We start from the raw sequence: 26751 nt of genomic DNA, 5'->3' as shown, positions 1-26751 counted from the left end.
CTAGCAAGTTTCACGCAGTTCCGGTTCCGTACCCTCCGGTTGTCGTACCCTCTGACTTATTCGCCGCTCGCACGGCGGAAGACCAAGTCATCGCACGTCGGCACAGTGGCCGAGGTGCTGGAGGACGGCACGATGGCCCAAGGACGCGAACCGGACCGCCCGGAGATAGCTCTGTCGTGGAAGCGGTCTCGACTCAACGGTGTTGATCCCTCGACGCCGATTGTCGTCGATTCCGACACCGATGTCGGCGGACATTTGCTGCGTGCGGCGGGTCCGGTCCTCGATGGGATCACCAAGGAGATCGTCGATACCGGCGTCTGTGTCTTTCTCGCCGATCGGGACTGCCGGGTGCTGGCCTCGGTCTTCTCCGATCGGACCATGCGCCGCGCGCTCGAAAGACTCGACATCGTGGTGGGGTCGAGGTTCGGTGAGGAAGACGCGGGCACCAATGCCCTCGGTACGCCGATCGAGTTGGGTCGCAGCGTCATCGTGCACGGGGACGAGCATTACCTCGAGGTACTCAAGGGGCTGAGCTGCTACGGCCACCCGATCGTGCACCCGGTGACCAGGCGAGTCGAAGGCGTTCTCGACATCACCGGCCCCGCGGGCAGCGCGAATCCGCTGTTCGCTCCATTCCTCGCCCGCGCGGTCGCCGATATCGAGCAGCGCCTGCTCGAGGGTTCGCGCGCCTCCGAACAACGTTTGGTCGACGCGTTCCACCGTGTCTCCCATCAACGACACCTCGCGGTGGCCGCCATCGGCGCCGATATCCTGCTCAGCAATCGCGCCGCGCTCGATCTCCTCGATACCGCCGATCACGCGTCGTTGCGCTCGCTCGTCGGCGATCTCGGCCCGAACCAGCGGCGGCGAATCACCGTGGAGCTGGCCTCGGGAGCGATGGCGCGCGTCGACGCGTCCCGGGTGGCAGGCGCGGACGGCGGTGCGGTATTTCTCGTAGAACCCTTGCACCAGAGCAAGTCTCGGATCCCCCGCTCGCGATCGGCGACGCAACCGCCGGAGAACCGGTTGCGCGCGCAACTGATCCTCGCTCGCGAGTCCGACGACGCCCTCCTGCTCACCGGTGAGGCGGGCAGCGGGCGCACCTCGGCGGCGGCGGACGTGGTACATAGTTGCGCCACACAGTGGTTCGACGCCACCCGGATGCCTTTCGACGGCCACACCCATTGGCTCGACGAGCTCGCGCGGGCGGTGCGGCAACGCGCCGAGGTGATAGTGATCGAGCACGCACAATTGTTGTCGGACCGAACGCTGCCCGTCGTCGCGAACCTCATCGAGCACAGCGCGACCGGTCCGCGCCTGATCCTGACATCGAGCCCGATGCACGACCTGCCACCAGCGGTCGCCGCAGTGCTCTCCCGTTGTCCCGCGAGGATCTCGATCCCGTCGCTGCGGGAGCGCATCGCCGAACTCCCCGAACTGGCTCGCGCCATTCTCGAAGACCACGCTCCCGGAGTGCAGTTGACGGTGAGCGCACTCGAGGCGCTCGAGGCGGCGCAGTGGCCGGGCAACCTGGTCGAGCTGCGGATGGTGCTCGTCGGCGCGGCGGATCGGCGCGATTCCAATCGGATCGACATCGGGGCACTGCCGCCGGATTACCGCACCACGGGCAAGGTTTCGCGGCTGACGGGAATGGCGAAGGCCGAACGCCAGGCCATCATCACCGCATTGGCCGACTGTGCGGGCAACAAGGTCCACGCCGCGCATCAGCTGGGCATCAGCCGCAGCACCCTGTACACGCGGATGCGCGCCCTCGACATCACTCGCTGACTCGACTGTCCGAACTTCGGACAGTTACGACACCCTCTTCGGCGCGAATATGGCGTGCATCACATTCGCAGACGAGCATCTCGAGGAGCAGTCGATGACGACAGTAGCCGAGTACACCGTGAACAGCGAGGTTCGCGAGTTTCTTGCCGGCCCCAAGAAGCTGTACATCGACGGACAATTCGTCGACGCCGCGTCCGGAAAAACCTTCGCGACCTACAACCCCGCCGACGGCCAGAAGCTGACCGACGTCGCGCACGGCGAAGCCGAAGACATCGACCGTGCGGTCGCGGCCGCGCGCCGGGCGTTCGACGACGGCCCGTGGTCACGGATGAAGGCCAACGAACGCGAGCGCCTGATCTGGCGCGTCGGTGACATTCTCACCGCGCGGGCCGAAGAGTTCGGGCAGCTGGAGGCACTGGACAACGGCAAATCCGCCGCCATCGCCGCCGCCGTCGACGTGGCGTGGGCGGCGGACGTGTTCCGCTACTACGCGGGCTGGGTCACCAAAATCGAAGGCAGCTCGGTCAATGTGTCGATGCCGTTCGTACCCGATGGCGAGTTCCACGCGTACACGCTCCGCGAGGCGATCGGCGTGTGCGGGTTGATCATTCCGTGGAACTTCCCGATCCTCATGGCCTCGTGGAAACTGGGTCCCGCACTGGCCGCCGGTAACACCGTGATCCTGAAACCGGCCGAGCAGACGCCGTTGACCGCGTTGTTGCTCGCCGAGGTCTTCGAGGAGGCGGGGTTCCCACCCGGCGTCGTCAATGTCGTGCCGGGGTTCGGCGACGCGGGTGCGGCACTGTCCGGACACGACCACGTCGACAAGGTGGCCTTCACCGGGTCCACCGAGGTCGGCAAGAAGATCGTCGACGCGGCCAAGGGGAATCTGAAAAAGGTGACGCTCGAACTGGGGGGCAAAAGCCCCAACATCGTTTTCGCCGACGCCGACTTCGACGCGGCGGTCGAAGGGTCGCTGAACGCGTGGCTGTTCAACCACGGACAGTGCTGTGTCGCGGGAACCCGCCTGTACGTAGAGGATTCGATTTTCGAGGAATTCACCCAGGCCGTCGCGGCCGCTGCGGCACAGGTCAAGATCGGGCCCGGCCTCGATCCAACCACCCAACTGGGACCGCTCATCTCCCAGGAGCAGTTCGACAAGGTCACCGGCTACCTCGCCGCGGGCATCGCCGACGGTGCTCGCGCGCTCACGGGCGGAAAACGCTTCGGCGACAAGGGATATTTCGTCGAGCCGACAGTGTTCGTCGACGCCGATCCGCGCTTCTCGATCGTCCAGGAGGAGATCTTCGGCCCGGTCGTCGCGGCACTGCCGTTCTCCGCCGAGGAGGGCCCGATCGCCGCCGCCAACGACTCGATCTACGGCCTCGCCGCCGGTGTCTGGACGCGCGATATCTCGAAGGCCCACCGCACCGCGAAACGACTCAAGGCGGGCTCGGTGTGGGTCAACCAATACAACGGCTTCGATACCGCGATGCCGTTCGGTGGCTACAAGCAGTCGGGGTGGGGGCGGGAGCTCGGCGCTTCGGCGATCGACCTCTACACCCAGACCAAAGCCGTCAACGTCGCGCTCTGACAACCTCTTTCAATCCAGGAGTACCAAGATGAAGACCAAAGCCGCCGTTCTGCTGGAACCGGGCACTCCCTTCCAGATCATGGAACTCGACCTCGACCGCCCCGGCCCCGGCGAGGTATTGATCAAGTACACCGCTGCCGGACTGTGCCACTCCGACCTACACCTCACCGACGGCGATCTGCCGCCGCGCTATCCCATCGTCGGTGGCCACGAAGGCTCCGGGATCATCGAGGAGGTCGGGCCCGGCGTCACCAAGGTGAAGCCGGGTGACCACGTCGTGTGCAGCTTCATCCCGAACTGCGGCACCTGCCGCTACTGTTCGACCGGTCGCCAGAACCTGTGCGACCTGGGAGCCACCATTCTCGAAGGCTCGATGCCCGACGGATCGTTCCGATTCCACGGCAATGGCCTCGACTTCGGTGGCATGTGCATGCTCGGCACCTTCGCCGAGCGCGCGACGATCTCGCAGCACTCCGTGGTGAAGGTCGACGACTGGTTGCCGCTGGAAACCGCTGTCCTCGTCGGTTGCGGTGTGCCGTCGGGATGGGGCACCGCCGTGAACGCCGGTAACCTGCGCGCCGGTGACACCGCGATCATCTACGGCATCGGCGGGCTCGGCATCAATGCCGTGCAGGGCGCGGTCGCGGCCGGTTGCCGATACGTCGTTGTGGTCGATCCGGTGGCGTTGAAGCGCGAAACCGCGCTGAAATTCGGTGCGACGCATGCCTTCGCCGACGCCGAGGAGGCAGCCGAGAAGGTGAACGAGCTGACCTGGGGTCAGGGCGCGGACGCGGCGTTGATCCTGGTCGGCACCGTCGACGAGGAGGTCGTGAGCGCGGCGACAGCGGCGATCGGCAAGGGCGGCACGGTCGTCATCACCGGCCTGGCCGACCCGACCAAGCTCACCGTGCACGTCTCGGGCACCGACCTGACGTTGAACCAGAAGACGATCAAGGGAACACTGTTCGGTTCGATGAACCCGCAGTACGACATTGTGCGGCTGCTGCGGCTCTACAACACCGGTCAGCTGAAGCTCGACGAGTTGATCACGAAGAACTACACCCTCGATCAGGTCAACGACGGGTACCAGGATCTGCGCGACGGCAAGAATATTCGCGGCGTCATCGTGCACGAGAAGTAACCCCCACGACGGAGCCGACCCACGACGGTGGGTCGGCTCTTTGCCGTCAGTGCCCCAGCCGCTCGTGGGCAGCACGGAGGCCACGGCCGACAGCATTCCTTCAAGACCGAACGTTCTACCTGTACACTGGGCGACCCAACCAGGAGGCAGGTAATTCAAGTGTCCGAGGCACGATCGCGGCTACTCAGCACGGCCACCCGACTGTTCTATTCGGAGGGGCTGCACTCGGTGGGCATCGATCGGATCGTCGCCGAGGCCAAGGTCACGCGTGCCACGCTCTACCGGCATTTTCCGAGCAAGGACGATCTCGTCGTCGCGTACCTGAGCGGGGCGGACGAGGCGATACGCGGCCAAGTCGAGCAGGCGCGTAACTCGGGAAGATCCGCGCCCGACATCGTCCGAGCCGTCGGCAAATCGATCGCCGACAGCATCCGCTCCGAGGGATTTCGCGGGTGCGCGTTCCTCAACGCCGCGGCCGAATACCCCGCCCCCACACACCCGGTGCACCAGACCGTGGTGAACCACCGGCAATGGTTTCTCGACACCGTCACCGAACTGCTCGCGAAGACCGGCGAGACGGCACCCGAGCCCGCTGCCAGGCATTTCGTCATGTTGCGCGATGGCGCGATGGCCGCCGGTTGCCTCACCGACCCGGAGCCGATCTGCGAAACACTCCTGCTCGGGATCGAGGGAATTCTCCGCTACCGCGATGCCTCCATCGTCGAACAGGCCGCGGTCAAAACCGGTTGATACCAACAGCTCCAGCGATATGAGGGTGCGCCGTCGCGGTGACGGACGCGTTGGCCGCCCGAAAGCCGTTCGAGATCCACGTAATCGACCGACCCGACACCTCCGGCCACCCTCGCGACACCCGCTCATGCCCCGCCAGAGCCCGCCAGAGCCCGCCAGAGCCCGCCAGAGCCCGCCAGAGCCCGCCAGAGCCCGCCAGAGCCCGCCAGAGCCCGCCAGAGCCCGCCAGAGCCCGCCAGGACAGCGGATTCCGAGCGCATGACGTGATGAAACCGCCCGTCCCCCAATGCAACCGACCGAGCGACGTCGGCTCCGCTGCGGACCAGGTCGCCTGATCACGGGACACGGCAAGTGCTGACACCACCACGCATACGCACCTCCACCGCCGCAGCGATCCGACTACTCGCGGAACGCTCGGATCGTCGACGCGCGCCCACCACTTGCGCCGCTCATTGCGGGGCGGCGAGTACCGAGCCAGCAGCCGTCGAACCGGCAAGCCTCGACGCACCCGCAAGTCCCCGAATTCGCAAGCACCGGCAAACCCCATCACCACCACACCAAAAGAGGTAGAACGTTCGGTCTTGACAATTGCCCGCGCGCACATCAAACTTTCCCCTATACCGATCGTTCTACCTCCCCCGGGGCTGATCCTCCAGCCTCGCTCCTCGAAGGAGTTTCGATGTCCAGTTCCATCGATGCCGGTGTCACCGGCCCCGTGACCGTCACCGCCAGCAACACCACCGGCCTGCGGAACCTGTACTACGCGCGTTTCGGCTTCGCCATCATCTGGGCGGTGTTGGTGATGCTCACCGCGGCGTCACTCACCCCGGTCAGCATCGCCCTGCTGGTGATCTACCCGCTGTTCGACGTCGCCGCGGCCGTGGTCGACTTCCGCACCTCCGGTCCCGCCAGCCCGAAGGTTCCGCTGTACATCAACATAGCGTTGAGCCTGCTCACCGCCATCGGTTTGGGCTTCGCCGTCAGCGCGGGCATTCCCAGCGTGCTCCAGTTGTGGGGCGCGTGGGCGATCACCGCCGGCATTGTCCAGTTGGTCGTCGCGATCCTGCGCTACCGACTCGGCGGTCAATGGGCGATGATCCTCAGCGGTGGGATCTCCACCCTGGCAGGATCGAATTTCATCCTGCAATCAGGTGGCGAGAACGCCTCGCTCACCACCATCGCCGGATACGCCACCCTCGGTGGCATCTTCTTCCTGATCTCGGCCATCCGTCTGCACCGCCTTTCGAGTAAGGAGCAGTGAAATGACAAGCGCGAACAAAGATTTCACCGTCGACGTGGTAATCATCGGCGCGGGTCCCGTCGGTGAGAATGTGGCGGACCGGGTAGTCCAGGGCGGGCTCAGCGCGACCATCGTCGAACGCGAACTCGTCGGTGGCGAATGCTCCTACTGGGCCTGCATGCCGACCAAGGCCCTCCTTCGTGACCCCACCGCCCTGCGGGCCGCCCGCGCACTGCCGGGCGCGGCAGGGGCGCTCACCGGCGACCTGGATGTCGCGGCAGTGCTCGCCCGCCGCGACCGATTCACCTCCGGCTGGGACGACGCCGGGCAGGTCGAATGGCTCGACGGCGCGGGAGTGACGCTGGTTCGCGGACAGGGCCGCCTCACCGAGACCAAAACCGTCACTGTCACCGACAACGACGGCGCGACCACCGTGCTGCACGCACGTCACGCGGTGGTGATCGCCACCGGTAGCAGCGCCAAGCTGCCACCTATCCCCGGCCTTGCCGAGGTAACCCCGTGGACGAGCCGAGACGCCGCCTCCGCGCAATCGGTCCCCGACCGCTTGGCGATCATCGGCGGCGGCGTCGTCGGGTCCGAAATGGCCACCGCGTACAGCTCTTTCGGCGCACAGGTCACGCTGATCTCCCGGTCCCGGCTGCTGCCCAGTGTTGAGCCGTTCGCCAGTGAGCACCTGACCGAGGCGCTTCGTGCGGCCGGTGCCACCGTTTACCTGGACACCGGCGTCACCGCGGCCGAGCGCGACAGCGCGGGGACCGTGCACCTCACCCTTTCCGACGGGCAGGTCGTCGCCGCCGACGAAGTTCTCGTCGCCACCGGCCGCACGCCGAATACCAAGGATCTCGGGCTCGAACATGTCGGCCTGACTCCTGGCGAGTGGCTGCCCGTCGACGACGCTTTGACCGTCGTCGCGGACGGCACACCCGTCGACGGCGGCTGGTTGTTCGCCGCGGGTGATGTGAACAAGCGCGCCCTGCTGACCCACCACGGCAAATACCAGGCCCGCGCCCTCGGTGACGCGATCGCCGCCCGCGCGGGTGGCGCGAAACTCGACCTCGGGGTGTGGGGACGGCACGCGGCCACCGCCGACGACCGCGCCGTCACGCAGGTGATCTTCACCGACCCCGAAGTCGCCGCCGTCGGGTTGACCGCCGAGGCCGCCACGGCCGCGGGGATCGAGACCAGGGTCGTCGACCAGGATCTCGGTGCGGTCGCGGGTGCGGCACTGCATGCCGACAACTACCGAGGACACGCACGGATGGTCGTCGACGCGGAACGCAATGTCCTGGTCGGCTTCACCGCCGTCGGACCCGATGTCGCCGAATTGCTGCACGCGGCAACGATCGCCGTCGTCGGCGAGGTCCCGCTGGATCGCCTCTGGCACGCGGTCCCCGCCTACCCGACCATCAGCGAGATCTGGCTGCGCCTGCTCGAAGCCGACGGCCGCGACCACTGAGCCGACCGGCGAACCAACCAGACGCCAACCCGCTGCGCACGTTCATCTCCCACCGGGGCAAGATTCGCGGCCGCGGGGTCACCGGACTCACGCCACAGCAACAGCGTCGGGTGGCGTGCGCGGTGAAGAACGCCCGCGAGATGGCCGTGCCGAACCGACCGGCAAACCGCACAGCACCGAGCCGATCCCCGAACCATTCCGCGCCGACCCCTTCGGTGCACCGACGAGCCCATCGGCGCACTGACCAGCACCCGAGCCCGTCGGCCGGCCACCCAGCAAGGAGCACATCACCATGTCCGATTCCCTCTACACCGCCGTCGCCACCTCCACCGGAGACGGCCGCGCGGGAGGCCGCGCCGCCAGCAACGACGGTCTGATCGACCTCACCCTCGCCATCCCGCGCGAAATGGGTGGTCCTGGCGGCGCGACGAACCCCGAGCAGCTGTTCGCCGCGGGCTGGGCCTCCTGCTTCCACTCCGCGGTGAAAGCCGTCGCGGCGGGCAAGAAGGTGAGCTTCACCGACTCCGCCGTGGTCGCGGAGGTCAGCGTGCACCCCACCGACGAGGGCGGATTCAGCCTCTCGGCCGCGCTGCACGTGGAATTCGGCGGCATCGAGCAAGCCGACGCCGATTCCCTGGTCGAAGCGGCACACGCGGTGTGCCCGTATTCCAACGCGACCAGGGGCAATATCCCCGTCACCGTGGACGCCACCGTCGCCTGAACGACCCGCTGAGCCCGCGGCCGAGGAGCGAATAGGCCCGCTCCTCGGCCACATCTCCCCGCACCGCACCGCACCGCACCGCACCGCACCGCACCGCACCGCACCGACAAGGACTCTCGAACCAGTGGACGATATGACAGCGACATTCGCCTCGATGCTGGAACGAATCCAGGCGATCGAGGACCGCCTCGCCATCCAATCTCTGATCGCGACACATCCGCTGAGCGCCGACACCGGTGCGCCGCCGTTGCTCGAGCGAATCTACGCTGAAGACGCCGTATTCGACCGTGGCCCCGGCCTTTCCGGTGCCACCGACCGCAACGCGATCATCGACATGATGTGGTGCGAACCGCACCGGCAGGCGATCGCGGGCGGCCTCGCGCACTTCGGTAGCCCGCCGCTGATCGAACTCGACGGCGACAAAGCCAGCGCCGTCTCCTATTCGATGCTCGTCACGCCTGACCGCGACGGCGAGGAGCGGGAGCTGCCGAACCACGGAATGTCCACCGGTTACCGCATCCACCGCGTCCTCGTGAACCGGTGGACGCTGTCGCGCATCGCCGACGACTGGAAGATCATCGCGCGCAAGATCGCACCGGCCGACGGGGCGGGCCCCGCCCTCGATCTCTTGCGCGAATGGGCCCACTGAACGCACCCGTTCGGGGACCGCGCACCGGTTCAGCCGATCAGCACGCCGGTCACCGAGGCCGTCTGCGAGCGCTCGTTCTCGCTCAGGCTTCCGGGATTTCGATACCGAACTTCTCCAGGGTCACGTCATCGGGCTCCGGTCCCCCGCGCACGCCGGTGTCCAACGCGTCGATGGAGGCCAGTTGCTCGTCGGTGAGTTCGAAGCCGAACACGTCGAAGTTCTCCGCGATCCGCGCTGGCGTCACCGACTTGGGGATCACCTGTCTGCCCTGCTGAAGATGCCAGCGCAGCATCACCTGGGCGGGTGTCTTGCCGTGCGCGGTGGCGATCGCACCGATCGTCGGGTCCTCGAGCGTGGAGCCGTGCGATCCGTCGCGATAGAACGTGACGCCGCCGATCGGCGACCACGCCTGATTGAGGATGCCGCGCTCGGTGTCTTCGGCCAGCAGCTCCGATTGCCGGAAGTAGGGGTGCACCTCGATCTGATTCACGGCGGGCACCACGCCGGTCACGGCGAGCAGGCGCTCGAGATGCTGCGGCATGAAATTCGAGACGCCGATCGCACGGACCTTTCCGTCGGCGTAGAGCCGCTCCAATGCCTCGTACGCGGCGATGGTGAGATCGAATTCGCCGGGCAGCGCCTGGTGCAGGATCAGCAGGTCGATCCGTTCGACTCCGAGCTTTGCCGTCGCCTTCTCGAAGGCGTGCAGCGTGGCGTCGTAGCCGTAGTCGCTGACCCAGACCTTCGTTTCGATGAAGACCTCGTCACGGTCCAAGCCCGAGCGCGCGATGGCCTCCCCGACCTGCCGCTCGTTGCCGTATGCCGCGGCGGTGTCGATATGCCGATAGCCCGTCTCCAGCGCGCTCCGGACTGCCTCGATCGTCTGGTCCGCGGGCGTCTGGTAGACGCCGAATCCCACGACCGGAACCTCAATGCCGTTGTTCAAGGTGAAGGTGGGAATGCTCATGCCTCGACGCTACGGCTGATCTGTGCGGATGTGCGGGTATTCGCCGAACCGGCGACGTAGGCCGCGGTACGGTCTCGATACGACCATGAACACACCGCGCAGCGCTGGTCAGGCGACTGTCGCGAACCGGAGCAGCGAGCATCGCGTCGATATTCTCGACGCACTCGTGAACTTCGCGATCCATTTCACACGCCCCGGCCTTCGCCCTCCGTCGACCGGCGAACATCAACCGCGACATGAGCTTTCGGTATGTTCGAGTCGAGTGACGATGCGGTACAACCGCTCCAGCTACCTCGGGGGACCGCGGGACGCGAGACCATTCGCTCCGCGCGGCCGAGCTATGTCGACGCCGATGTGGTCCGGGGGCTCGGCAGCGAGGTAGTCGACTGATGAACGACGCTATTATCCTCGACCGCAATGTTTCTGGCTCGGTGGCGGGCCGCCCCAGCTGCGGCCGACTCTCCCGCGAAGCAGTGACCGTCGATCCGGTTCGCACCCCGCGCTGACACCCATGCCTATCGCGGTCGGTGCGCCTACCACCGCATTTCACGACTGCACCACCGCCTGGACGGCGCTCAGCGCACGATGACGACGTGCAGGTTTCGGGGTCCGTGCACGCCTTCGACGCGTTCGAGTTCGATGTCCGAGGTCGCCGACGGTCCGCTGATCATGGTGGTCGGTCGTTCCGGAATCAGCTTCGACATCGCCTCCGGCACACCGACTTCCACCGTCGACAACGGCACGACACACACGTGCAGGTCGGGTACCAGGGTGAGGGCCCGGCGGCCCTGGTCGGGACCGCCGTCGAGGAAGATGGTGCCGGTCTCGGCACAGGTCACCCTGGACGCGGTGACCACACCGTCGAGTTCGTGCAGCAGCGGTGCGGGCACGTCGGCGGAATCGATGACCACCTCACCGTCGAAATCGGCCAGCCACGAATCATCCAGCCCCGGTGGGACACCCACGCGCCGCGCGCCGGAATCGCGAAGCACCCGCGCGAGTGTCGCCGCGAGCTCGGCGGACCCGCACGGGTAGGTCTTGGCCTTGTAGTCGTGCAGCCGGTCGATCAGCAGGGCGAGCCGCGCACCGTCGTCCATGGTTCTGTCCCGCCGGTATTCGCGCGGAATTTCCTGCCGCACAGCGGGAGCCAAAGCCTGCGCGTCGCGAATCCGGCCCAGGATCACATCGCGAGAACTCATGACCGCCCCTCGCGACGCGCCTGCGCGATCTCGGCCTGACCCGCCGCGGAATTCCACCACTGCCGGAAGGTCTGCTTCGGCGGTGCCGGAATGTCGCGAGCCGCGGTCCAGCCGCGCAACGGCGGCGGCAAGGTCGAGATCTTGCCCTTCTTACCCGCCATCAGACGCCCCAACCCCGCGGCCTTCTGCGCGAAGGTGAATCGCCCCGACGACGCCATCGCGACCGACGCCGCCCGCATCGCGGCAGCCTCCACACCGAAGCTGGATTCCCGCACCTTCTGGTGGCGCAGCTCCACCAACAGCGCAGGAATGTCGATCTTCACCGGGCATGCGTCGAAGCACGCACCGCACAGACTGGACGCGAACGGCAGCGTCGAATTCGGATCGTCCTTGCCGTCCATGCCCGCCAGCTGCGGGGTGAGTACCGCACCGATCGGGCCGGGATAGGTGGAGCCGTAGGCGTGGCCGCCGGTGCGCTCGTACACCGGGCACACATTGAGGCACGCCGAGCAGCGGATGCAGTTGAGTGCCTCGCGGCCGATCTTGTCGGCGAGCGCGGCGGTGCGACCGTTGTCGAGCAGAACCAGATGAAATTTTCGGGGACCGTCGTCGGGGGTCACGCCGGTCCACATCGAGGTGTAGGGATTCATCCGTTCCCCGGTCGAGGATCGGGGCAGCAACTGGAGGAAAACCTCGAGGTCGGCGTATTCGGGGATCAGTTTCTCGATACCCATCACCGTGATCAGGGTTTGCGGCAACGTCAGGCACATGCGCCCATTGCCCTCGGACTCGACGACACCGAGGGTCCCGGTCTCGGCGATGCCGAAGTTGGCGCCGGAGATCGCCACCGGCGTTGTCATGAATTTGTGCCGCAAGAACTTGCGCGCCTCCGCCGCGAGGTGCGCCGGGTCGTCGTCGAGATCCGCTCGTACGCCGTCCATTTCGCGAAGGAAGATCTGCCTGATCTCGGCCCGATTGCGGTGAATCGCGGGAACGAGAATGTGCGAGGGCGTGTCGTCGCCGAGTTGTACGATGAGTTCGGCGAGATCGGTCTCGTAGGCCTGGATGCCCGCCGACGCCAAATGTTCGTTGAGCCCGATTTCCTGCGTCGCCATGGACTTGACCTTGATGACCTCCTTCGACCCGGTTTCCCGGACGAGCCTGGTCACGATGTCGTTGGCCTCGTTCGCATCCGCCGCCCAATGCACGATGCCACCGCGTGCGGTGACGGCAGCCTCGAATTGTTCGAGCAGCTCGGGCAGTCGGTTCATCACATCGGTCTTGATCGCCGCGCCCGCGTCGCGCAATCGTTCCCAATCGGGCAGTTCCGCGGTGACGTCGAGCCGCTTCTCGCGAATGGTGGTGGTGGCCTTGGCGAGGTTGCGGCGCAGCTGCGCGTCCGCGAGCTCGTGCTGGGCGGCGGCGGGAAATTTCTCGCTGCCACGCAGGTGCCCCGCACCGTGCGGGGCGCGAGGAGGTAGGGCTGGCAGTCCCAGCGCTACGAGGCTCATGCGGTCACCTCGACGCGCTGCTGGACCGAAGCCAGTATCTCGGCGAGATGTATTGTCCGCGTGCCCATCTGCAAGCGCGTCATGCCGCCACCGATATGCATGAGGCACGAAGAATCACTCGCGCAACAGAATTCGGCGTTGGTGTCGGCGACATTGCGGATCTTGTCGGCCAACATGGCGGTGGAGGTTTCGGCGTTCTTGATCGCGAAGGTGCCGCCGAACCCGCAGCACACCTCGGCGGCGGGCAGTTCGACGAGGTCGATCTCGTGTACCGCGCGCAGCAACCGCAGCGGCTTGTCGCCCACCCGCAGCATGCGCAGCGAATGGCACGTCGGGTGGTAGGTGACGCGATGCGGGTAATACGCGCCGACATCGGTGACGCCGAGTACGTCGATCAACAACTCCGACAGCTCATAGGTTTTGGCCTTGACGACCGCCACCTGCCGAGACAAGCTGGCGGTGCCGTAACGCTCGGCGACGATCTCGTGTTGGTGGCGCACCGACCCGACGCACGACCCGGACGGCACGACAACCGCGTCGATGTCGCCGTCACCGAAGGTGTCGACGTAGTTGCGCACCAGCGGCAGTGCGTCGGGCTGATATCCGGTGTTGACGTGCATCTGACCGCAGCAGGTCTGGCCCGGCGGGAACACCACCTCGTGTCCGAGCCGAGTCAGCAGCAGTGCGGTCGCCTTGACCGCGTCGGGGAACATCGTGTCCGCGATACAGGTGGCGAACAGCGCGACTCGCATGTGTTCCTCCGAAATCGTCGACGTCTGGCGACCCACGGGGCTGTGTGGTCGGCCGATTCATTCCAGGTCACGCGGCGAGCGGCACGAGACCTTCCTCGCGCCATCACCCCTTGCACAGTTGCACGCTACGGTGGGGCGACGAATAACGAAGGAGAACCGAATGATTGCCGTCATCGCCGAGATCACCGTGGCCGAGGGGCGTAGCGCGGAGTTCGAATCCGTGGTCGGTGACCTCATCGCGCAGGTCAAGGCCAATGAGCCGGGCAATGTGACCTATCAGCTGGTGCGCGCGCAGGACGACCCCACGCACTACCGGTTCTTCGAGCTGTATGTCGACAAGGACGCCCTCGAGGCCCACGGCAAGTCCGAACACTTCCGGGCGGCGGGTCGGCTGATGGCGCCATTGCTGGCGGGCGCACCGAAGATCGAATATTTCGACGCGCTCTGAGCGCGCCTTAAGCTCGACCCTATGACGACAACGCACTCTTACGACGTCACGGTCGAGTGGACAGGCAACCTCGGCTCGGGCACCGAAAACTACCGTTCGTTCGCGCGCGACCACGAGGTGCTCGCCGAGGGCAAGCCCGGCATCGCCGCCTCCTCGGACCCCGCGTTCCGTGGTGACGCCACCCGCTGGAATCCCGAGGAGTTGCTCGTCGCCTCGGTGTCGCAATGCCATCTGCTCTGGTACTTGCACCTGTGCGCGGAGGGCGGGGTCGTCGTCACCGAGTACCAGGACAACGCCACGGCGGTCATGACCATGGACGCCAGCGGTGGCGGCGGCCAGATCACCTCCGTCGTCCTGCGCCCGGAGGTGACGGTCACCGACGCCTCGATGGTGGAGAAAGCGCGCGCACTGCACGGCGACGTGGCCGCGCTGTGCTTCATCGCCCGCTCGGTGAACTTCCCGATCACCGAAGAACCGGTGGTCCACGTTCAACCGGACTGACTGCTCGCTCGGTCGCGTCGGGGCGGGCGGGGCCGCCGGCGAACCGACGTCCGCGGCCCGCACGACGAACCGACGTTGCCGGAGCACCACCGGGTCGGTGTGGAGGCCGAACGTGGGGACCGCCGGAAGTCGTCACGGGATCGGATCGCCGACGAAACACGCCCGATGGGTTCGATTCGACTGCACTAGTACACGGCGAAGTAATCTTGTTGTCGGAGAACAGTTTCCGCTCCACTGTTCATACGGTGATCGGATGAAGTACTTGGAAGGTCCTTTCGCTCCCGTCGACACGGAAATCACCGCTTACGACCTGCCGGTCACCGGCAGCATCCCCGCCGAGCTCGACGGCCGATACGTGCGTAACGGACCCAACCCGCTGAAACCGGCCGACCCGGCGACACACATCTGGGGCGTGGGCAACGGGATGGTGCACGGGGTGCGGCTGCGTGACGGCAAGGCCGAGTGGTATCGCAATCGGTTCGTGCACGGCCCAGGGTTCGCGCCCATGGTGCACGTCATCGAACACGGGCGACAGACCTTCGCCATGGCGGAGGGCGGGGTGGCGCCCGCTCTGCTGGATCACGAGCTGAACACGGTGGGCCCCGCCGAACTCGGCGCGACCGCCGAGGGTTTCACCGCGGGCGCGCATGCCAAACACGATCCGCGTACCGGGGAGCTGCACTCGCTGGCGTACGTTCCCGGCCGCGATTTCGTGCAATACATCGTGACCGACGCCCAGGGTGCCACCGCGAGCGCCGTGACGATTCCGATGTCGAGGACACCGTTCCTGCACGACTTCGCGCTCACGGCCACCCGGGTGGTGCTCTGGGATACCCCGTTGGGATTCGACGGGATGGACGTGCGCTGGCAGCCGGAACTCCCCACGCGCGTGGGTGTCATGTCGCGGGCGGGCGGTGCGGTGCGGTGGCACGCGATCGATCCCGTCCATGTCAGTCACACGCTCAACGCCTATGACGACGGTGATGCGGTGGTCGTGGATCTGGTGACCGCGCAGGGCCCCTTCGATGCCGCCGACCCCGGGGCGATCCACCCGACGCTGGACCGGTGGACCGTCACCGGGGACAAGCTGCACCAGCAGCGCATCGACGACAGGCCGCAGGACTTCCCGCGCGTCAACGATGCCTTCGCCGCGCATCCGCACCGCTACGGCTACTCCTCGGCGACGGCGCTGTACGGGATTCCCTTCGCGCCGGAGGGCACCCCCTCGGACGGCGTATTCACCAACGCGTTGGTCAAGCACGATATATGGCGCGCGACCAGCGAAGTCCACGCGTTCGGGCCCGACGAAGCGGTCGGCGAGGCGGCGTTCGCGGCGGTCGGCCCCGGTGAGGACGAGGGATATCTACTCGCCTATGTGCACAATCCGGAACGCGGCGCCGCCGACCTGGTCGTGCTGGCCGCTCAGGACTTCACCGGCGAGCCGGTCGCACGCGTCCACCTCCCGGCTCGTGTGCCGCTCGGCCTGCACGGCAACTGGATACCGGAGCATCCGCCCGTGGCAGCATGAGGATGTGACCGAGTCCCGACCGCCTTACCTCAGGATCGTCGCCGAGATCGAGCGGCGGATCGAGACGGGGGAATTGCGGCCGGGCGACTCGGTTCCCACGACTCGGGCGATCGTGCACGAGTGGGGTGTTGCCATGGCGACGGCAACCAAAGCCCTTGCGGCACTGAAACAGTCGGGTTCGATCGAGTCCAGACCTCGGGTCGGCGCCGTGGTCGCCACCCGACGCCTACCCGCCCGAACCGTCGACGGGTTCGAGCGCGACAGGATTCTGCGGGTGGCGATTCGGATCGCCGATACGGGTGGTCTCGCGGCCCTGTCGCTGCGGGCGGTGGCCGCGGACCTCGGTGTCGCCACGATATCGCTGCATCGACATCTCGAGACGAGAACCGAACTACCCCAGTTGATCGCGGATTTCGTGTTCACCGAAATCGAGTACCCCGAACCACCCAAGGGATGGCGCGCGCATCTGCGCACGGCCGCACAGTTGCAGTGGGGCCTCTACCAGCGCCACCCTTGGTTGCCTCGACTCATTTCGATCACTCGCCCGACGACGCCGCCGGGGATGATGGCCTATGGACTCTGGACGTTGCGCGCCTTCGACGGCATGGCCTTGGATCCGTCGGTGCGACTGCACGTGTACGCCACCCTGATGAACTACGTGCGGGGGACGGGGATCAATATCGAGAGCGAAACCGGCGCCGAATTGGACACGGGAATGACGAGCAGCCAGTGGGGTGCCGCCAAGCGCGCTCTCGATGGCCCGCTGGTCAGCCAGATCACCGGATCGGCTGCCGAGGTGACCCTTGATTCCCTGTTCGCCTTCGGCCTGGAACGCCTTCTCGACGGCATGACGACCGTACTGGCCCCACGCAAAGCTCGGCCGTAAACACCTGATTCCCAGCTGATTTCGATGACCAACACCTCATCGACTTCCCGACTCGCGTCCGCGAATCGAGATCACCGCGATGCCGGGCGTCCACCACACGCTGCGTTCCGGCTGCCACGGCACCGCCCGACGGCGACAGATTTCAGTCGATACGTTGCCGATGCTCACCGGAATTCGCGTGGAGATCGCCGGGCAGAAGGTAGTGCTCGCGGCCACCGACCGGTTCCGGCTCGCGGTCAGGCACATCGAATGGCAGCCGGCACAGGCCGATATCGAGACTTCTGTGCTCATACGCCCGAATCGGCGAGAAACACCGGCGAACCGGCGCAGCGCGCCGTTGGTTCGAACGGCGATTGAATCACTGATTGAAACGTGTTCTAATTCGGAGATGGGCGATGGCAACCCGACTCCCGGATACAGCCGCCGACGGTCATCGAATCGTCGGCCGAACTCACGCTCCCCGAGCGCCACGCCCCGCCTTCGAACCACGCGACCGTGGGAGTTCGTGACCCCGGGCGCACACACCATGGAGCCACGATGAGTAAGGTCTTCTCCCCCGCCCGGCTCGGACCGATCACGCTGCGCAACCGCGTGATCAAGGCCGCGACCTTCGAAGGACGCACCCCCGACGCGCTCGTCACCGACGACTTGATCGAGTACCACCGCGCGCCCGCCGCAGGTGGTGTCGGGATGAGCACGGTCGCCTACTGCGCGGTCTCCCCGGAGGGGCGCACCGATCGCCACCAGATCTGGATGCGCCCCGAGGCGATACCCGGCCTGCGCCGACTCACCGATGCCATCCATGCCGAGGGTGCCGCGGCCAGCGCACAGCTCGGGCATGCGGGGCCGGTCGCCAACGCCGCGTCCAACCGGCAGCAGGCCCTGGCACCGGGTCGGCTGTTCAGCCCGCTGGGAATGGCGCGGACCGTCCGGCCCGACGTTGCCGAATTGCGCAGGGTAATCAAGGCTTTCGCCGACGCTGCCGCGATCGCGGAGGCGTCGGGGTTCGATGCCGTCGAGTTGCACTTCGGCCACAACTACCTGATCAGTTCGTTCTTCAGCCCATTGCTGAACCGCCGCCACGACGCCTACGGCGGCAGCTTGGCCCACCGGGCCCGTTTGGCGCGCGAGGTGGCACAGGCGGTGCGCGAGGAAGTGGGCGACCGGATCGCGGTGCTGGCGAAGCTCAGCATGGACGACGGCGTGGTCGGCGGGCTGCGGCTGGCGGAGAGCCTCCAGATCGGGCGCTGGCTCGAGCGGGACGGCACCCTCGACGCACTGGAGCTGACCATCGGCAGTTCCCTGCTCAACCCGATGTACCTGTTCCACGGTGACGCACCGCGCAAGGATTTCGCCGAGGCCTTCGGCGGTGCGCTGCGCTGGGGGATGCGGGCCGGTGGGCGCTTCTTCCTGCACGAGTACCCCTATCGCGAGGCGTACATGTTGGACCTCGCACGACAGTTCCGGTACGAACTGAAGATGCCGCTGATCCTGCTCGGCGGCATCACGACCGCCGAAACGATGCGATTGGCGATGGACGAGGGATTCGAGTTCGTCGCGATGGCCAGAGCGCTGCTGCGCCAACCGGATCTACTGCGGCGTATTCAGGACAACGAGGACACGCCATCGCTGTGTACACACTGCAACAGGTGCATGCCGACGATTTTCAGTCGCACCAGCTGTGTGCTTGCCCGCCCCGACGAACCGGCCGTTGAACGATGACCACGAAGACAGTGCTGATCACCGGCGCGGGCGGCGGACTCGGCGCCGCGACCACCACGCTGTTCGCCCGGCGCGGCTGGCTGGTGTTCGCCGCCGACCTGCGCCCACCCGAGGTGGCGCCGAATATCCTTCCGCTCGTGCTCGACGTCACCGACTCCGCCTCGGTCACCGAAGCGCTGTCCACCGTCGAGGCGCACGCGCCCGACGGGCTCGACGCGGTGGTGACCTTCGCGGGGATGATGTTCGTCGGTCCGCTGGTGGAAGTGGACGAGGACGAGATGCGAAAGATCTTCGAGGTCAACGTGCTCGGCACCTACCGGGTGATCAAGGCAGCCTTCGGGCTCGTCCTGCGCCGTCGCGGTCGGGTGATCACCATCAGCTCCGAAACCGGATGGCAGAAGGCGCTGATGCTCAACGGCCCCTACGCGATGACCAAGCACGCCGTCGAGGCGTACTCGGCGGCGTTGCGGCGGGAGTTGATGTTCCTCGGGATCCCCGTCAGCACAGTGCAACCCGGACCTTTTCGCACGAATATGGTCGACGGGATTCGCGCCACCTTCGACCGAGCGCGCGATAACTCGACGCATTTCGTCGAGCTGGTCGGCAAGGTCGGCGCCATGGCGGTACGGGAGCAGCGCCATGCGCACGATCCCGCCGTACTCGCCGAGACAGTATGGCGCGCGGCGAATTCCGCCCGCCCGAGGCGGCGCTATTCGGTACGGCCGGATTCGCGCCGAACGCTGATGCACCGGCTCCCCGACGCCGTGCTCGACCCGGTACTGAGGAAGTTGCTAGGTCCTGGATGACCTCGCTCAGCGCTGCTGCCCGGTTGGCGCGGTCAACCCGGCAATGACGAAATCGCGCAGCGTTGCCACCGCGGCTCGTGCGACCTCCGGTTCGAGCCCGCCGCCGCCGAATCGCAGGATGATCAGGTCGAAGGCCACGATCCAGCGGCGACGACTCTCGCGAGCACCGAGGTCGGGCAGGAGGCCGACCCAGGAGCCGAGCCGGAACCAGTGTTGATCGAACGCCATCGGGTGGCGGCCCAACACGAACTTCGCCAGTAGCCGAAGATGCAACTGCCCCAGGGGATCCGCCGACAGCTCGACGAACGGCCCGAGGATCGCGTCGACGACCGCACCCACCGAACCATATTCGGCGGCGGCACCGAGCCGGTCGGCCCACAGCGGCTCGAGTCGATCTTCGAGCAGCGCGGTGACCAGGGCATCCTTCGACCCGAAGTGATAGTGCACCGCAGCGGGATTCGCCCCGGCGGCCGCGCAGATCCCGCGTACGGACACCTCGTCGTACTCCTCGGAGAGCAACAGTCCCTCTGCCGCCGAAAGCAACCGCTCCCGAGTGCCCGCTTTCGTCTCGACCTCGTCCGCCATGCGATCAGTCAAGCACTGCCGGATCACCGTTTCAATCAGCGATTGAACCAGGCGCCCGTGCGATCGGCGACCGGTCACCGATCTGTGCGGCACGCGCGCGGACTCGCCGACACCTCGACGTCATGGTCGTGCCGCCGAGCGCGTGACGGCGAAACGATGCCACACGGACACTCCTACTATTCCGTAATCATCTGCCGCACAACACCATAGGCACAACGTGCCGGCGTTCCCCCGTTTCTGGAGCGCAGGCACACGGCATTCTCGAATCACGTGGCGGCCGAGTTCTCCAGGTACGCGACGATGGCATTGGTCAGGCCGCGCCGCGCTTGGTCGAGGTCGGCGTAGGTGCCGAGTTGACGTTCGGAGGCGATGCCGCGCATGGCGCCGGGGATCAGCGCCGCGACCTCGCGCACACGCTCCGGGTCGACGGCGAGGTCGGCGAAAGCGTGCTGACAGGTCTCCAGCCAACCTCGACCCCAGGACGAGAGTTCGGCGGCCGTACGTGGATACAGTCGTTCCAGTTCGGCGTGATCGCGGGGCAGTGCGGCACGCAGACTCTCGATCGCGCGGGAGTCGGCCGAGGTGAGCCCCTCGTAGAGGGTGTCGATGATCTCGGCGACCCGCTCGCGCAACGGCATCGAGCTGTCGCCGAAGGCGAGCACCTCGGCGCGCCGCTCGGCGGTGTAGTGCAGCACGGCCGCCCAGAGTCCGTCGTTGTCACCGAACTGGTATTTGACCGCGCCCCAGGTCGCGCCGATCTCACGCGCGATCTTGTTGGCCGACACCGCACCCGGGTCACCGGTCGCCAACGCCTTGACCGCGGCGCGCAGCATGTTCTCCCTGGTGGCGGTGCCGCGTCGATTGCCGCGCCGCACGGAGCCCTCGTCGTCGATCACGCACGGAATGGTAGCGCTCGCACGCTTTTCCTGGTTTCACAGTGGGCACTGTGTTATTTTCACAGCACCCACTGTTATTCGCCGAGGCGGCGGTCAGCTCGACCGATTCGGCGCCGAGCAGAAAGGACGCGGGGAATGGCGAAGCCGCCGTTATCGATGCAGCCGACAGGCTGGTTCCAGGTCGCGTGGTCCACCGAGGTCGGTGTCGGCGAGGTCCACCGCATGACCTATTTCGGTCGAGAGTTGGTCGCGTGGCGCGCGCGGTCGGGACAGCTGACCGTGATGAACGCCTACTGCGAACACCTCGGCGCCCATTTGGGTTTCGGCGGACACGTCGAGGGCGAAGTGCTCGAATGCCCCTTCCATGGGTGGCAGTGGGACCACGAGGGACGCAATGTCTGCATTCCGTATGAGAAGCGCCCGAATCGGGGTCGCCGGATGCCCACCTATCCGGTGCTCGAGCGCAACGAGTCGATCTATGTCTGGTACGACCGACTGGGTCGCGCACCCTACTTCGACGTGCCGGACGTATTCGCCGGGTTCGGCGACGGCAGCAGCCGATCCGACTATCACCAGGTCGCCACGCTGTTGCGAGAGAACTTGGAGATCCACCCGCAGTACGTGCTCGAAAACGGCGTCGACTTCGCGCATTTCAAGTTCGTGCACAAGACACCCATCGTGCCGGTGTTCACCAGACACGACTTCGACCGGCCGGTCTCCTACGTCGACTTCACCATCACCTTCGAAGGCGACGAAGGCCAGTCGATCGAGGATGTGCACAGCGGCGTGCAGGCGATCAACGGTGGACTCGGCGTCGCGGTGACCAAGAGTTGGGGCATGATCGACAATCGGACCATCACCGCTGTCACCCCGGTCGACGACAGCACCTCCGACGTCCGGTTCAGCGTATACATCGGCCGCACAACGGGTTCCGATCCCGCGAAGGCCGAGCGCAGGGCCAATGCCATGGCCGAGGAGATCATCCGCCAGTTCACCCAGGACGTCCACATCTGGCAGCACCAGCGATATTCCGACCCGCCCGCACTCTCGGCAGGCGAATACCGCGGCTTCACGGCGATCCGCACCTGGGCCAAGCAGTTCTACCCCGACGGGCGCGGCGGCAGCGCGGCCGAACTGCGCGCCGCGACAGCCGCCGACATCTCCCCTACCTGATCCACGACTCCGCGAAACCCCCACGACCGCGTCGACAGAAAGGTCCACCGCGATGACCACATCCGCCAGCACACCGACCAGGGTGTTCCAGGTCGCCACCGGCAATGTCGGCACCGAGATGATCAAGCGCATCGGCACCCACGCCGACCTCGAACTTGTCGGATTACATTGCTACACAAAGGAAAAGATCGGCAAGGACGCCGGTGAGATCGCCGGTCTCGCACCGAACGGCGTGCTGGCGACCGGCTCGATCGAGGAGATCATCGCCGCCGCACCCGACGTCCTCACTTTCCACGGAGTGTTCCCCGACGAGGATCTATATGTGCGGGTGCTCGAGGCGGGGATCAATATCGTGACCACCGCCGACTGGATCACCGGCTGGCATCGCGACACCAATCATCCACACCCGTCCGGGAAACCGGTCACCCAACTGCTGCGCGATGCGTGCGAGAAGGGCGGGTCCACCTTCTACGGCACCGGGATGAATCCCGGCGTGAACCAGATCCTCGGCGTGGTGTGCTCGGCCGACGTCGCCGAGATCGAGAACATCACGACCCTCGAATCCGTCGACGTGTCCTGCCACCACTCCAAGGACACCTGGATCGAGGTCGGCTACGGCCTACCGGTCGAGGACCCGAGCATCCCCGACAAACTGGAGAAATACACCCGCGTCTTCGCCGACAGCGTGCTGATGATGGCCGACTGCTTCGACCTCGAACTCGACGAGGTGACCTTCTCCTACGAACTCGGCGCCTGCACCAAGGACGTGGACCTCGGCTGGTACCGGATGGCGAAAGGTTCACTCGGCGGCAGCTACCTCAAATATCAGGGGATGGTCGACGGGGTACCGAGGATCGAAACGCATCTGGAGTGGCAGATGACCCCGCACACGAATCCGAGCTGGGACATCAAGGGCTGCTACATCACTCAGATCAAGGGTGACCCGTGCGTCTACAACAAGCACATGATCTTTCCGAAGCCGGGCGTCGACCTGAGCGACCCGAACAACTTCGCCTCGATCGGCATGACCGTCACCGGATTGCCCGCACTCAACGCCATTACCTCGGTCGTTGCCGCTCCGCCAGGACTGCTCACCAGCGCGGACCTACCGCTGCGCGGGTTCGCCGGACGATTCCAGCGCTAGTCGGGTCGGCCGGCGACACGATTGGTCACCGTACCCGAGGTGAGCATCGCGGCGTCGAGTAGCTCGCCGGGAGCGCGTTCATCCGGGCCTCGCGCGCCCGACCCGATCACGGGTCCACGAGCCGCTGCGACACCCTAGTTCCGCATCACCGCGGAGTTGCCGTTCTCCCCCGCCGTGACGACGATGTCCTGACCGATCGGATCACCCACCGCACCAAGGCTTTCGGGATCGATCGCCGCGAGGAAACGGGTATCGTCGGCGACCATGCGGCCGATGACCAAGCCCACGCCGGTACCGGATTCCGCTCGCGCGGTATAGGTTTCGATACGCGCCGCACCCTCGGCGCGCGGCCGCACGTCGACCGAAGGCAGGTCCGACACCGCCTGCTGCAATGCGGGAGCGCGGTCGGGTACCCAGTCGGCGGGCGCGGTCGAATAGACGCCCACCGAGTACTTGCTCATGATGCCGCCATTGGCGCCGACGAGCCCGAAATCGCCTGGCCGCTCGCGCATTCGGCTGACGATCTCGGCGATGGCGTGCATCGAATAGTTGTTGCCGGGACCACCGAAGAACGGTAGGCCGCCGGTCACCGTCAGGCCGCGAGGGTCGTCGGTGGGCAGGTCCATGCCCTCGCAGAAGTTGAAGACCGCGATCGGGAAGCAGCTGTACAGATCGAAGGCCGCGATGTCGTCGAGACCGATACCCGCCACGCGCAGCGCCTCCCGCGCCGCCATCGTCGCCGTCGGCGCCCCACCGAGGTCGACGCGCTCGAGCAGTGGCTGCTCGACCAGGTCACAGTGCCCACGGAGATAGACCCACTTCTCCTGTGGCACATCGAGTTCGCGGGCCTTCGACACCGACATCAGCACGACAGCCGCACCTTGATTGACCAGATCACGCGCCACGAGCAGCCGAGGATAAGGGTCGCAGATCATGCGATTGCTCGCGGTGACGGTGGCCAACTCCGCCGCCGAACGCACGACCTGCGATCCGGCCAGCGGGTTCTTGGCCGCGACGCAGGTGAAGGGGGCGAACAACTCCGCCATCCGCATGCGGTATTCCGCGGGCGTCGCCCCCAACCGGGCGCGCCGGGCGTTCTCGAGCAACCCGTACTGCGTCGGCGGACTGACCGCCGCGTGTCGGATGAGGTTCTCGTCGAGGAAGGATTCGTAGCCGAAACCACGGTCCTCCAGCTGTCCACCGATCGCCTCGGTGAAATCGGGCTTGTCCGCGCGACCGGCATAGAACCGCTCGGTGGAGATCGCGTCCGAGCCGACAAGCAGGACGGACTCGAGTCGCCCTGCCGCGATGGCGCTCGCGAACTCGGTGACCAGGTGTTGTGGGCCCTGGCCACCAACCACTTCCAGCACGGCGTGTCCCGGGTCGATCCCCATCCTGCGCGCGACCGAGCGCGGGTAGTTGTCGGACCTGCCCAGTGGCGCTGGCACCGGCGCGGAGATCTCGAACTGCCGCACCCCCGCGACGACCTCGACCGACGCGGCGACGGTCGCATAATCCGCCGCGGTGTCGTCGACCGCGCGCCGTGCCGCCACGGTCGCCAGATCCACCGAGGACCACTGCCGGTAGTCGAGATCATCGACCGAATCGGCCACCTGTCCTACGCCGACGAGCACGGGCGTACACGGGTCGATCACAACCAACACCTCGTCTCACACGGTCTCGACGAACCCGCCAGTCGCACACCTCGGTGTGCGGTAGTGCAACCCCATCGGGTTGGCGGATTCGCCGCTCGCCAGGGACGTTACCATCTGAAATAGAACCTGTTCCAGTCAGCGTCGGCGCGGCACCGCACCGTCATTCGAGCGCCGGTGCGAACCGCGGCAAGCTGGCATGCGAAAGACCTGACGGGAGCGCGGCTTATACCTCCAACCGGCAACCCGCCGCCGCGCCGCCTACCGCACACCGAGTCGCCCGACGCGAACTACCCCTACTCGCTACGAGCCCCGCGACGCCCCGTCGCCACGACGAACGCGACCAAGCCGAAGCCCGCACTGACGACCATGACGATCGCCATCGGGAGGGCCGTGTGGTCACCGCCGATGCCGACGAGCGGCGATATCGCGGCGGCCAGCAGGAATTGGAGCGCGCCGAGGACAGCGGAGGCGGTGCCCGCCGCTTGCCGTGCCTCACCGAGCGCGAGGGTCGTCGCATTGGCGACGACGAGCCCGAGGCTGGCCACGGTGCACCACAACAGGATCAGGGTGATCACGAAGACGGGTCCGACGAGGCTGTTCACCAGCATCGCGACCGAAAGGGTCGCGAGCGCCAGCAGACCGGCGCGCAGGATCGCGCGACCGCCGACCCGACCGATGAGCTTGCTGTTGACGACACTGGCCACGACCAGGCCCAGCGCATTGGTGGTGAAAACGACCGAGTACCAACCGGCCGAGAGTCCGTGCACGTTCTGGAGGACGAACGGCGAGGCCGAGATGTAGGCGAACATCACCCCGAAGGCGAACACGTAGGACAGCGTGAAGCCGAGGTAGCGGCGATTACGCAGCACGACACCGGCATTGCGCAGCGTCGAGGCGATGCCGCCTCCGGTTCGCCGCTCGCGCGGGTGACTCTCCGGCACCCCGAGCACCACGCACAGGAACATCACGATCGCCAACGCGGCCAGCGCCCAGAACACCCCGCGCCACCCCACACCGGTGACGATGGCACCACCGAGCAGCGGCGCGACGATCGGAGCCACCGCATTGATGACGATCAGCAGGCTGAACAGCTTCGCCGCAGCGGGACCTTCGGCACGGTCGGAGATCACGGCCCGACCGAGCACAATGCCCGCCGCTCCGGCGAAGCCCTGAAAGAAGCGCGCGGAGGCCAAGAGTTCGATCGTGGGGGCCAGCGCGCACAGTGCGCTGAACAGCGCGCAGGTCAGTGTTCCGATCAGCAGGAGGGGTCGCCGGCCGTAGCGGTCCGAGAGCGGGCCGATGACCAACTGGCCGGACGCGAGACCGATCAGGAAGGCGGTGAGCGTCAGCTGAATCGCCGAGGCACCGGTGCCGAATTCGACCGCCATCTCGGGAAATGCGGGCAGGTACATGTCGATCGACAGCGGCGCGACGCCCGCGAGCAGCGACAGCGTAGCGATCAGGCGCACGGGGAAGTGCGTGGCTCCCGCCGCTTTCGCCGTTTCTTCCCGCTCGACAACAGTGCCGGTGTCCGGTGTTCGCCGCTGCAACATCGACCTTTCGTCCGCCCACGAGCCATCACCCGGCGAGCCACTGGAGCTACCCTGACCTTTTATCT

The 26751-nt window shown here is 66.4% G+C and carries 25 protein-coding genes and 2 pseudogenes; 19 read left to right on the top strand and 8 right to left on the bottom strand.

Annotation, left to right across the window (positions count from 1 at the left end):
* Nucleotides 1-114: 114 nt before the first annotated feature.
* The 9 genes and pseudogenes from ABEA50_RS25585 (at nt 115) to ABEA50_RS25545 (ending at nt 9360) form a co-directional block, all read left to right on the top strand.
* Nucleotides 115-1788, top strand: a complete 1674-nt coding sequence (locus tag ABEA50_RS25585) for a sigma-54-dependent Fis family transcriptional regulator (protein WP_345498554.1) — start codon at nt 115-117, stop codon at nt 1786-1788.
* A gap of 94 nt (nt 1789-1882) precedes the next feature.
* Nucleotides 1883-3382 carry an aldehyde dehydrogenase family protein gene (locus tag ABEA50_RS25580; RefSeq protein ID WP_345498553.1) on the top strand — a complete coding sequence of 500 codons (1500 nt, stop codon included), beginning with the start codon at nt 1883-1885 and terminating at the stop codon, nt 3380-3382.
* A 28-nt stretch (nt 3383-3410) separates the two neighbouring features.
* Nucleotides 3411-4523, top strand: coding sequence for an NDMA-dependent alcohol dehydrogenase (locus ABEA50_RS25575; RefSeq protein ID WP_345498551.1), 1113 nt, complete (start codon nt 3411-3413; stop codon nt 4521-4523).
* Nucleotides 4524-4682: 159 nt separating this feature from the next.
* On the top strand, nt 4683-5273 hold the full coding sequence (locus ABEA50_RS25570) for a TetR/AcrR family transcriptional regulator (protein ID WP_345498550.1): 591 nt from the start codon (nt 4683-4685) through the stop codon (nt 5271-5273).
* 679 nt (nt 5274-5952) lie between these two features.
* On the top strand, nt 5953-6534 hold the full coding sequence (locus tag ABEA50_RS25565) for a hypothetical protein (RefSeq protein WP_345498549.1): 582 nt from the start codon (nt 5953-5955) through the stop codon (nt 6532-6534).
* 1 nt (nt 6535) lies between these two features.
* Nucleotides 6536-7990: a dihydrolipoyl dehydrogenase family protein gene (locus ABEA50_RS25560; protein WP_345498548.1), complete on the top strand. Its 1455-nt coding sequence runs from the start codon at nt 6536-6538 to the stop codon at nt 7988-7990.
* Nucleotides 7951-8139 (top strand): annotated as a pseudogene (gene rpsR / locus ABEA50_RS25555) (30S ribosomal protein S18); the annotation flags it as partial. The gene ABEA50_RS25560 and the pseudogene rpsR, both read left to right, overlap by 40 nt.
* A 143-nt stretch (nt 8140-8282) precedes the next feature.
* A complete protein-coding gene (locus ABEA50_RS25550; RefSeq protein WP_345498547.1) occupies nt 8283-8711 on the top strand; it encodes an organic hydroperoxide resistance protein in 429 nt (142 codons plus the stop codon).
* A 133-nt stretch (nt 8712-8844) separates the two neighbouring features.
* Nucleotides 8845-9360, top strand: a complete 516-nt coding sequence (locus ABEA50_RS25545; RefSeq protein WP_345498546.1) for a nuclear transport factor 2 family protein — start codon at nt 8845-8847, stop codon at nt 9358-9360.
* 82 nt (nt 9361-9442) lie between these two features.
* Here the strand turns inward: ABEA50_RS25545 and ABEA50_RS25540 are convergent, their stop codons facing one another.
* Entirely contained in the window at nt 9443-10327 is an 885-nt protein-coding gene (locus tag ABEA50_RS25540; protein ID WP_345498545.1) for an aldo/keto reductase, read from the bottom strand.
* Nucleotides 10328-10576: 249 nt separating this feature from the next.
* On the opposite strand from ABEA50_RS25540, the gene ABEA50_RS25535 reads away from it, so the two are divergent.
* Nucleotides 10577-10717: a hypothetical protein gene (locus tag ABEA50_RS25535; RefSeq protein WP_345498544.1), complete on the top strand. Its 141-nt coding sequence runs from the start codon at nt 10577-10579 to the stop codon at nt 10715-10717.
* Between the two features lie 185 nt (nt 10718-10902).
* Here the strand turns inward: ABEA50_RS25535 and ABEA50_RS25530 are convergent, their stop codons facing one another.
* From ABEA50_RS25530 to ABEA50_RS25520, 3 genes are read right to left on the bottom strand one after another with little or no spacing between them, the layout of a single operon-like run.
* Entirely contained in the window at nt 10903-11526 is a 624-nt protein-coding gene (locus ABEA50_RS25530; protein ID WP_345498542.1) for a LutC/YkgG family protein, read from the bottom strand.
* The gene (locus ABEA50_RS25525; RefSeq protein ID WP_345498541.1) at nt 11523-13037 is read right to left on the bottom strand and encodes a LutB/LldF family L-lactate oxidation iron-sulfur protein; all 1515 of its coding nucleotides are present in this window, start codon (nt 13035-13037) and stop codon (nt 11523-11525) included. Before ABEA50_RS25525 ends, ABEA50_RS25530 begins: the two co-directional genes overlap by 4 nt.
* Nucleotides 13034-13789, bottom strand: coding sequence for a (Fe-S)-binding protein (locus ABEA50_RS25520; RefSeq protein ID WP_345498539.1), 756 nt, complete (start codon nt 13787-13789; stop codon nt 13034-13036). The genes ABEA50_RS25525 and ABEA50_RS25520 overlap by 4 nt, the downstream gene beginning before the upstream one ends.
* Nucleotides 13790-13949: 160 nt before the next feature.
* Here ABEA50_RS25520 and ABEA50_RS25515 point away from each other — a divergent pair, with 160 nt between their 5' ends.
* From ABEA50_RS25515 to ABEA50_RS25485, 7 genes and pseudogenes are all read left to right on the top strand, one after another.
* Complete coding sequence (locus tag ABEA50_RS25515) at nt 13950-14237, top strand: putative quinol monooxygenase (protein ID WP_345498538.1); 288 nt, start codon at nt 13950-13952, stop codon at nt 14235-14237.
* Nucleotides 14238-14258: 21 nt separating this feature from the next.
* The gene (locus ABEA50_RS25510; protein WP_345498536.1) at nt 14259-14738 is read left to right on the top strand and encodes an OsmC family protein; all 480 of its coding nucleotides are present in this window, start codon (nt 14259-14261) and stop codon (nt 14736-14738) included.
* A gap of 253 nt (nt 14739-14991) precedes the next feature.
* Nucleotides 14992-16266 (top strand): carotenoid oxygenase family protein, encoded by a 1275-nt coding sequence (locus ABEA50_RS25505; RefSeq protein ID WP_345498534.1) that lies wholly within the window; start codon nt 14992-14994, stop codon nt 16264-16266.
* A gap of 4 nt (nt 16267-16270) precedes the next feature.
* Nucleotides 16271-17152 (top strand): GntR family transcriptional regulator, encoded by an 882-nt coding sequence (locus ABEA50_RS25500; protein ID WP_345498532.1) that lies wholly within the window; start codon nt 16271-16273, stop codon nt 17150-17152.
* Nucleotides 17153-17300: 148 nt separating this feature from the next.
* Nucleotides 17301-17444 (top strand): annotated as a pseudogene (locus ABEA50_RS25495) (DNA polymerase III subunit beta family protein); the annotation flags it as partial.
* Between the two features lie 245 nt (nt 17445-17689).
* On the top strand, nt 17690-18874 hold the full coding sequence (locus ABEA50_RS25490; RefSeq protein ID WP_345498530.1) for an NADH:flavin oxidoreductase: 1185 nt from the start codon (nt 17690-17692) through the stop codon (nt 18872-18874).
* The gene (locus tag ABEA50_RS25485; RefSeq protein ID WP_345498529.1) at nt 18871-19680 is read left to right on the top strand and encodes an SDR family NAD(P)-dependent oxidoreductase; all 810 of its coding nucleotides are present in this window, start codon (nt 18871-18873) and stop codon (nt 19678-19680) included. The genes ABEA50_RS25490 and ABEA50_RS25485 overlap by 4 nt, the downstream gene beginning before the upstream one ends.
* A gap of 6 nt (nt 19681-19686) precedes the next feature.
* On the opposite strand, the gene ABEA50_RS25480 is transcribed toward ABEA50_RS25485, so the two are convergent.
* Complete coding sequence (locus ABEA50_RS25480; protein WP_345498528.1) at nt 19687-20265, bottom strand: TetR/AcrR family transcriptional regulator; 579 nt, start codon at nt 20263-20265, stop codon at nt 19687-19689.
* A 266-nt stretch (nt 20266-20531) separates the two neighbouring features.
* Nucleotides 20532-21098, bottom strand: coding sequence for a TetR/AcrR family transcriptional regulator (locus tag ABEA50_RS25475; protein WP_345498789.1), 567 nt, complete (start codon nt 21096-21098; stop codon nt 20532-20534).
* Nucleotides 21099-21296: 198 nt separating this feature from the next.
* On the opposite strand from ABEA50_RS25475, the gene ABEA50_RS25470 reads away from it, so the two are divergent.
* Nucleotides 21297-22334 carry a Rieske 2Fe-2S domain-containing protein gene (locus ABEA50_RS25470; protein ID WP_345498526.1) on the top strand — a complete coding sequence of 346 codons (1038 nt, stop codon included), beginning with the start codon at nt 21297-21299 and terminating at the stop codon, nt 22332-22334.
* A 52-nt stretch (nt 22335-22386) separates the two neighbouring features.
* Nucleotides 22387-23478: an NAD(P)H-dependent amine dehydrogenase family protein gene (locus ABEA50_RS25465; RefSeq protein ID WP_345498525.1), complete on the top strand. Its 1092-nt coding sequence runs from the start codon at nt 22387-22389 to the stop codon at nt 23476-23478.
* 134 nt (nt 23479-23612) lie between these two features.
* On the opposite strand, the gene ABEA50_RS25460 is transcribed toward ABEA50_RS25465, so the two are convergent.
* Together ABEA50_RS25460 and ABEA50_RS25455 are read right to left on the bottom strand one after the other, a co-directional pair.
* The gene (locus tag ABEA50_RS25460; RefSeq protein ID WP_345498523.1) at nt 23613-25133 is read right to left on the bottom strand and encodes an acetyl-CoA acetyltransferase; all 1521 of its coding nucleotides are present in this window, start codon (nt 25131-25133) and stop codon (nt 23613-23615) included.
* A gap of 293 nt (nt 25134-25426) precedes the next feature.
* Complete coding sequence (locus ABEA50_RS25455; protein WP_345498521.1) at nt 25427-26686, bottom strand: multidrug effflux MFS transporter; 1260 nt, start codon at nt 26684-26686, stop codon at nt 25427-25429.
* Nucleotides 26687-26751 lie beyond the last annotated feature (65 nt).

Origin of the sequence: Nocardia callitridis (assembly GCF_039543305.1) — a bacterium.
Taxonomy (GTDB): domain Bacteria; phylum Actinomycetota; class Actinomycetes; order Mycobacteriales; family Mycobacteriaceae; genus Nocardia; species Nocardia callitridis.
The sequence above is the reverse complement of the archived record's forward strand: the minus strand, read 5'-3'. Positions and strand labels throughout refer to the sequence as shown.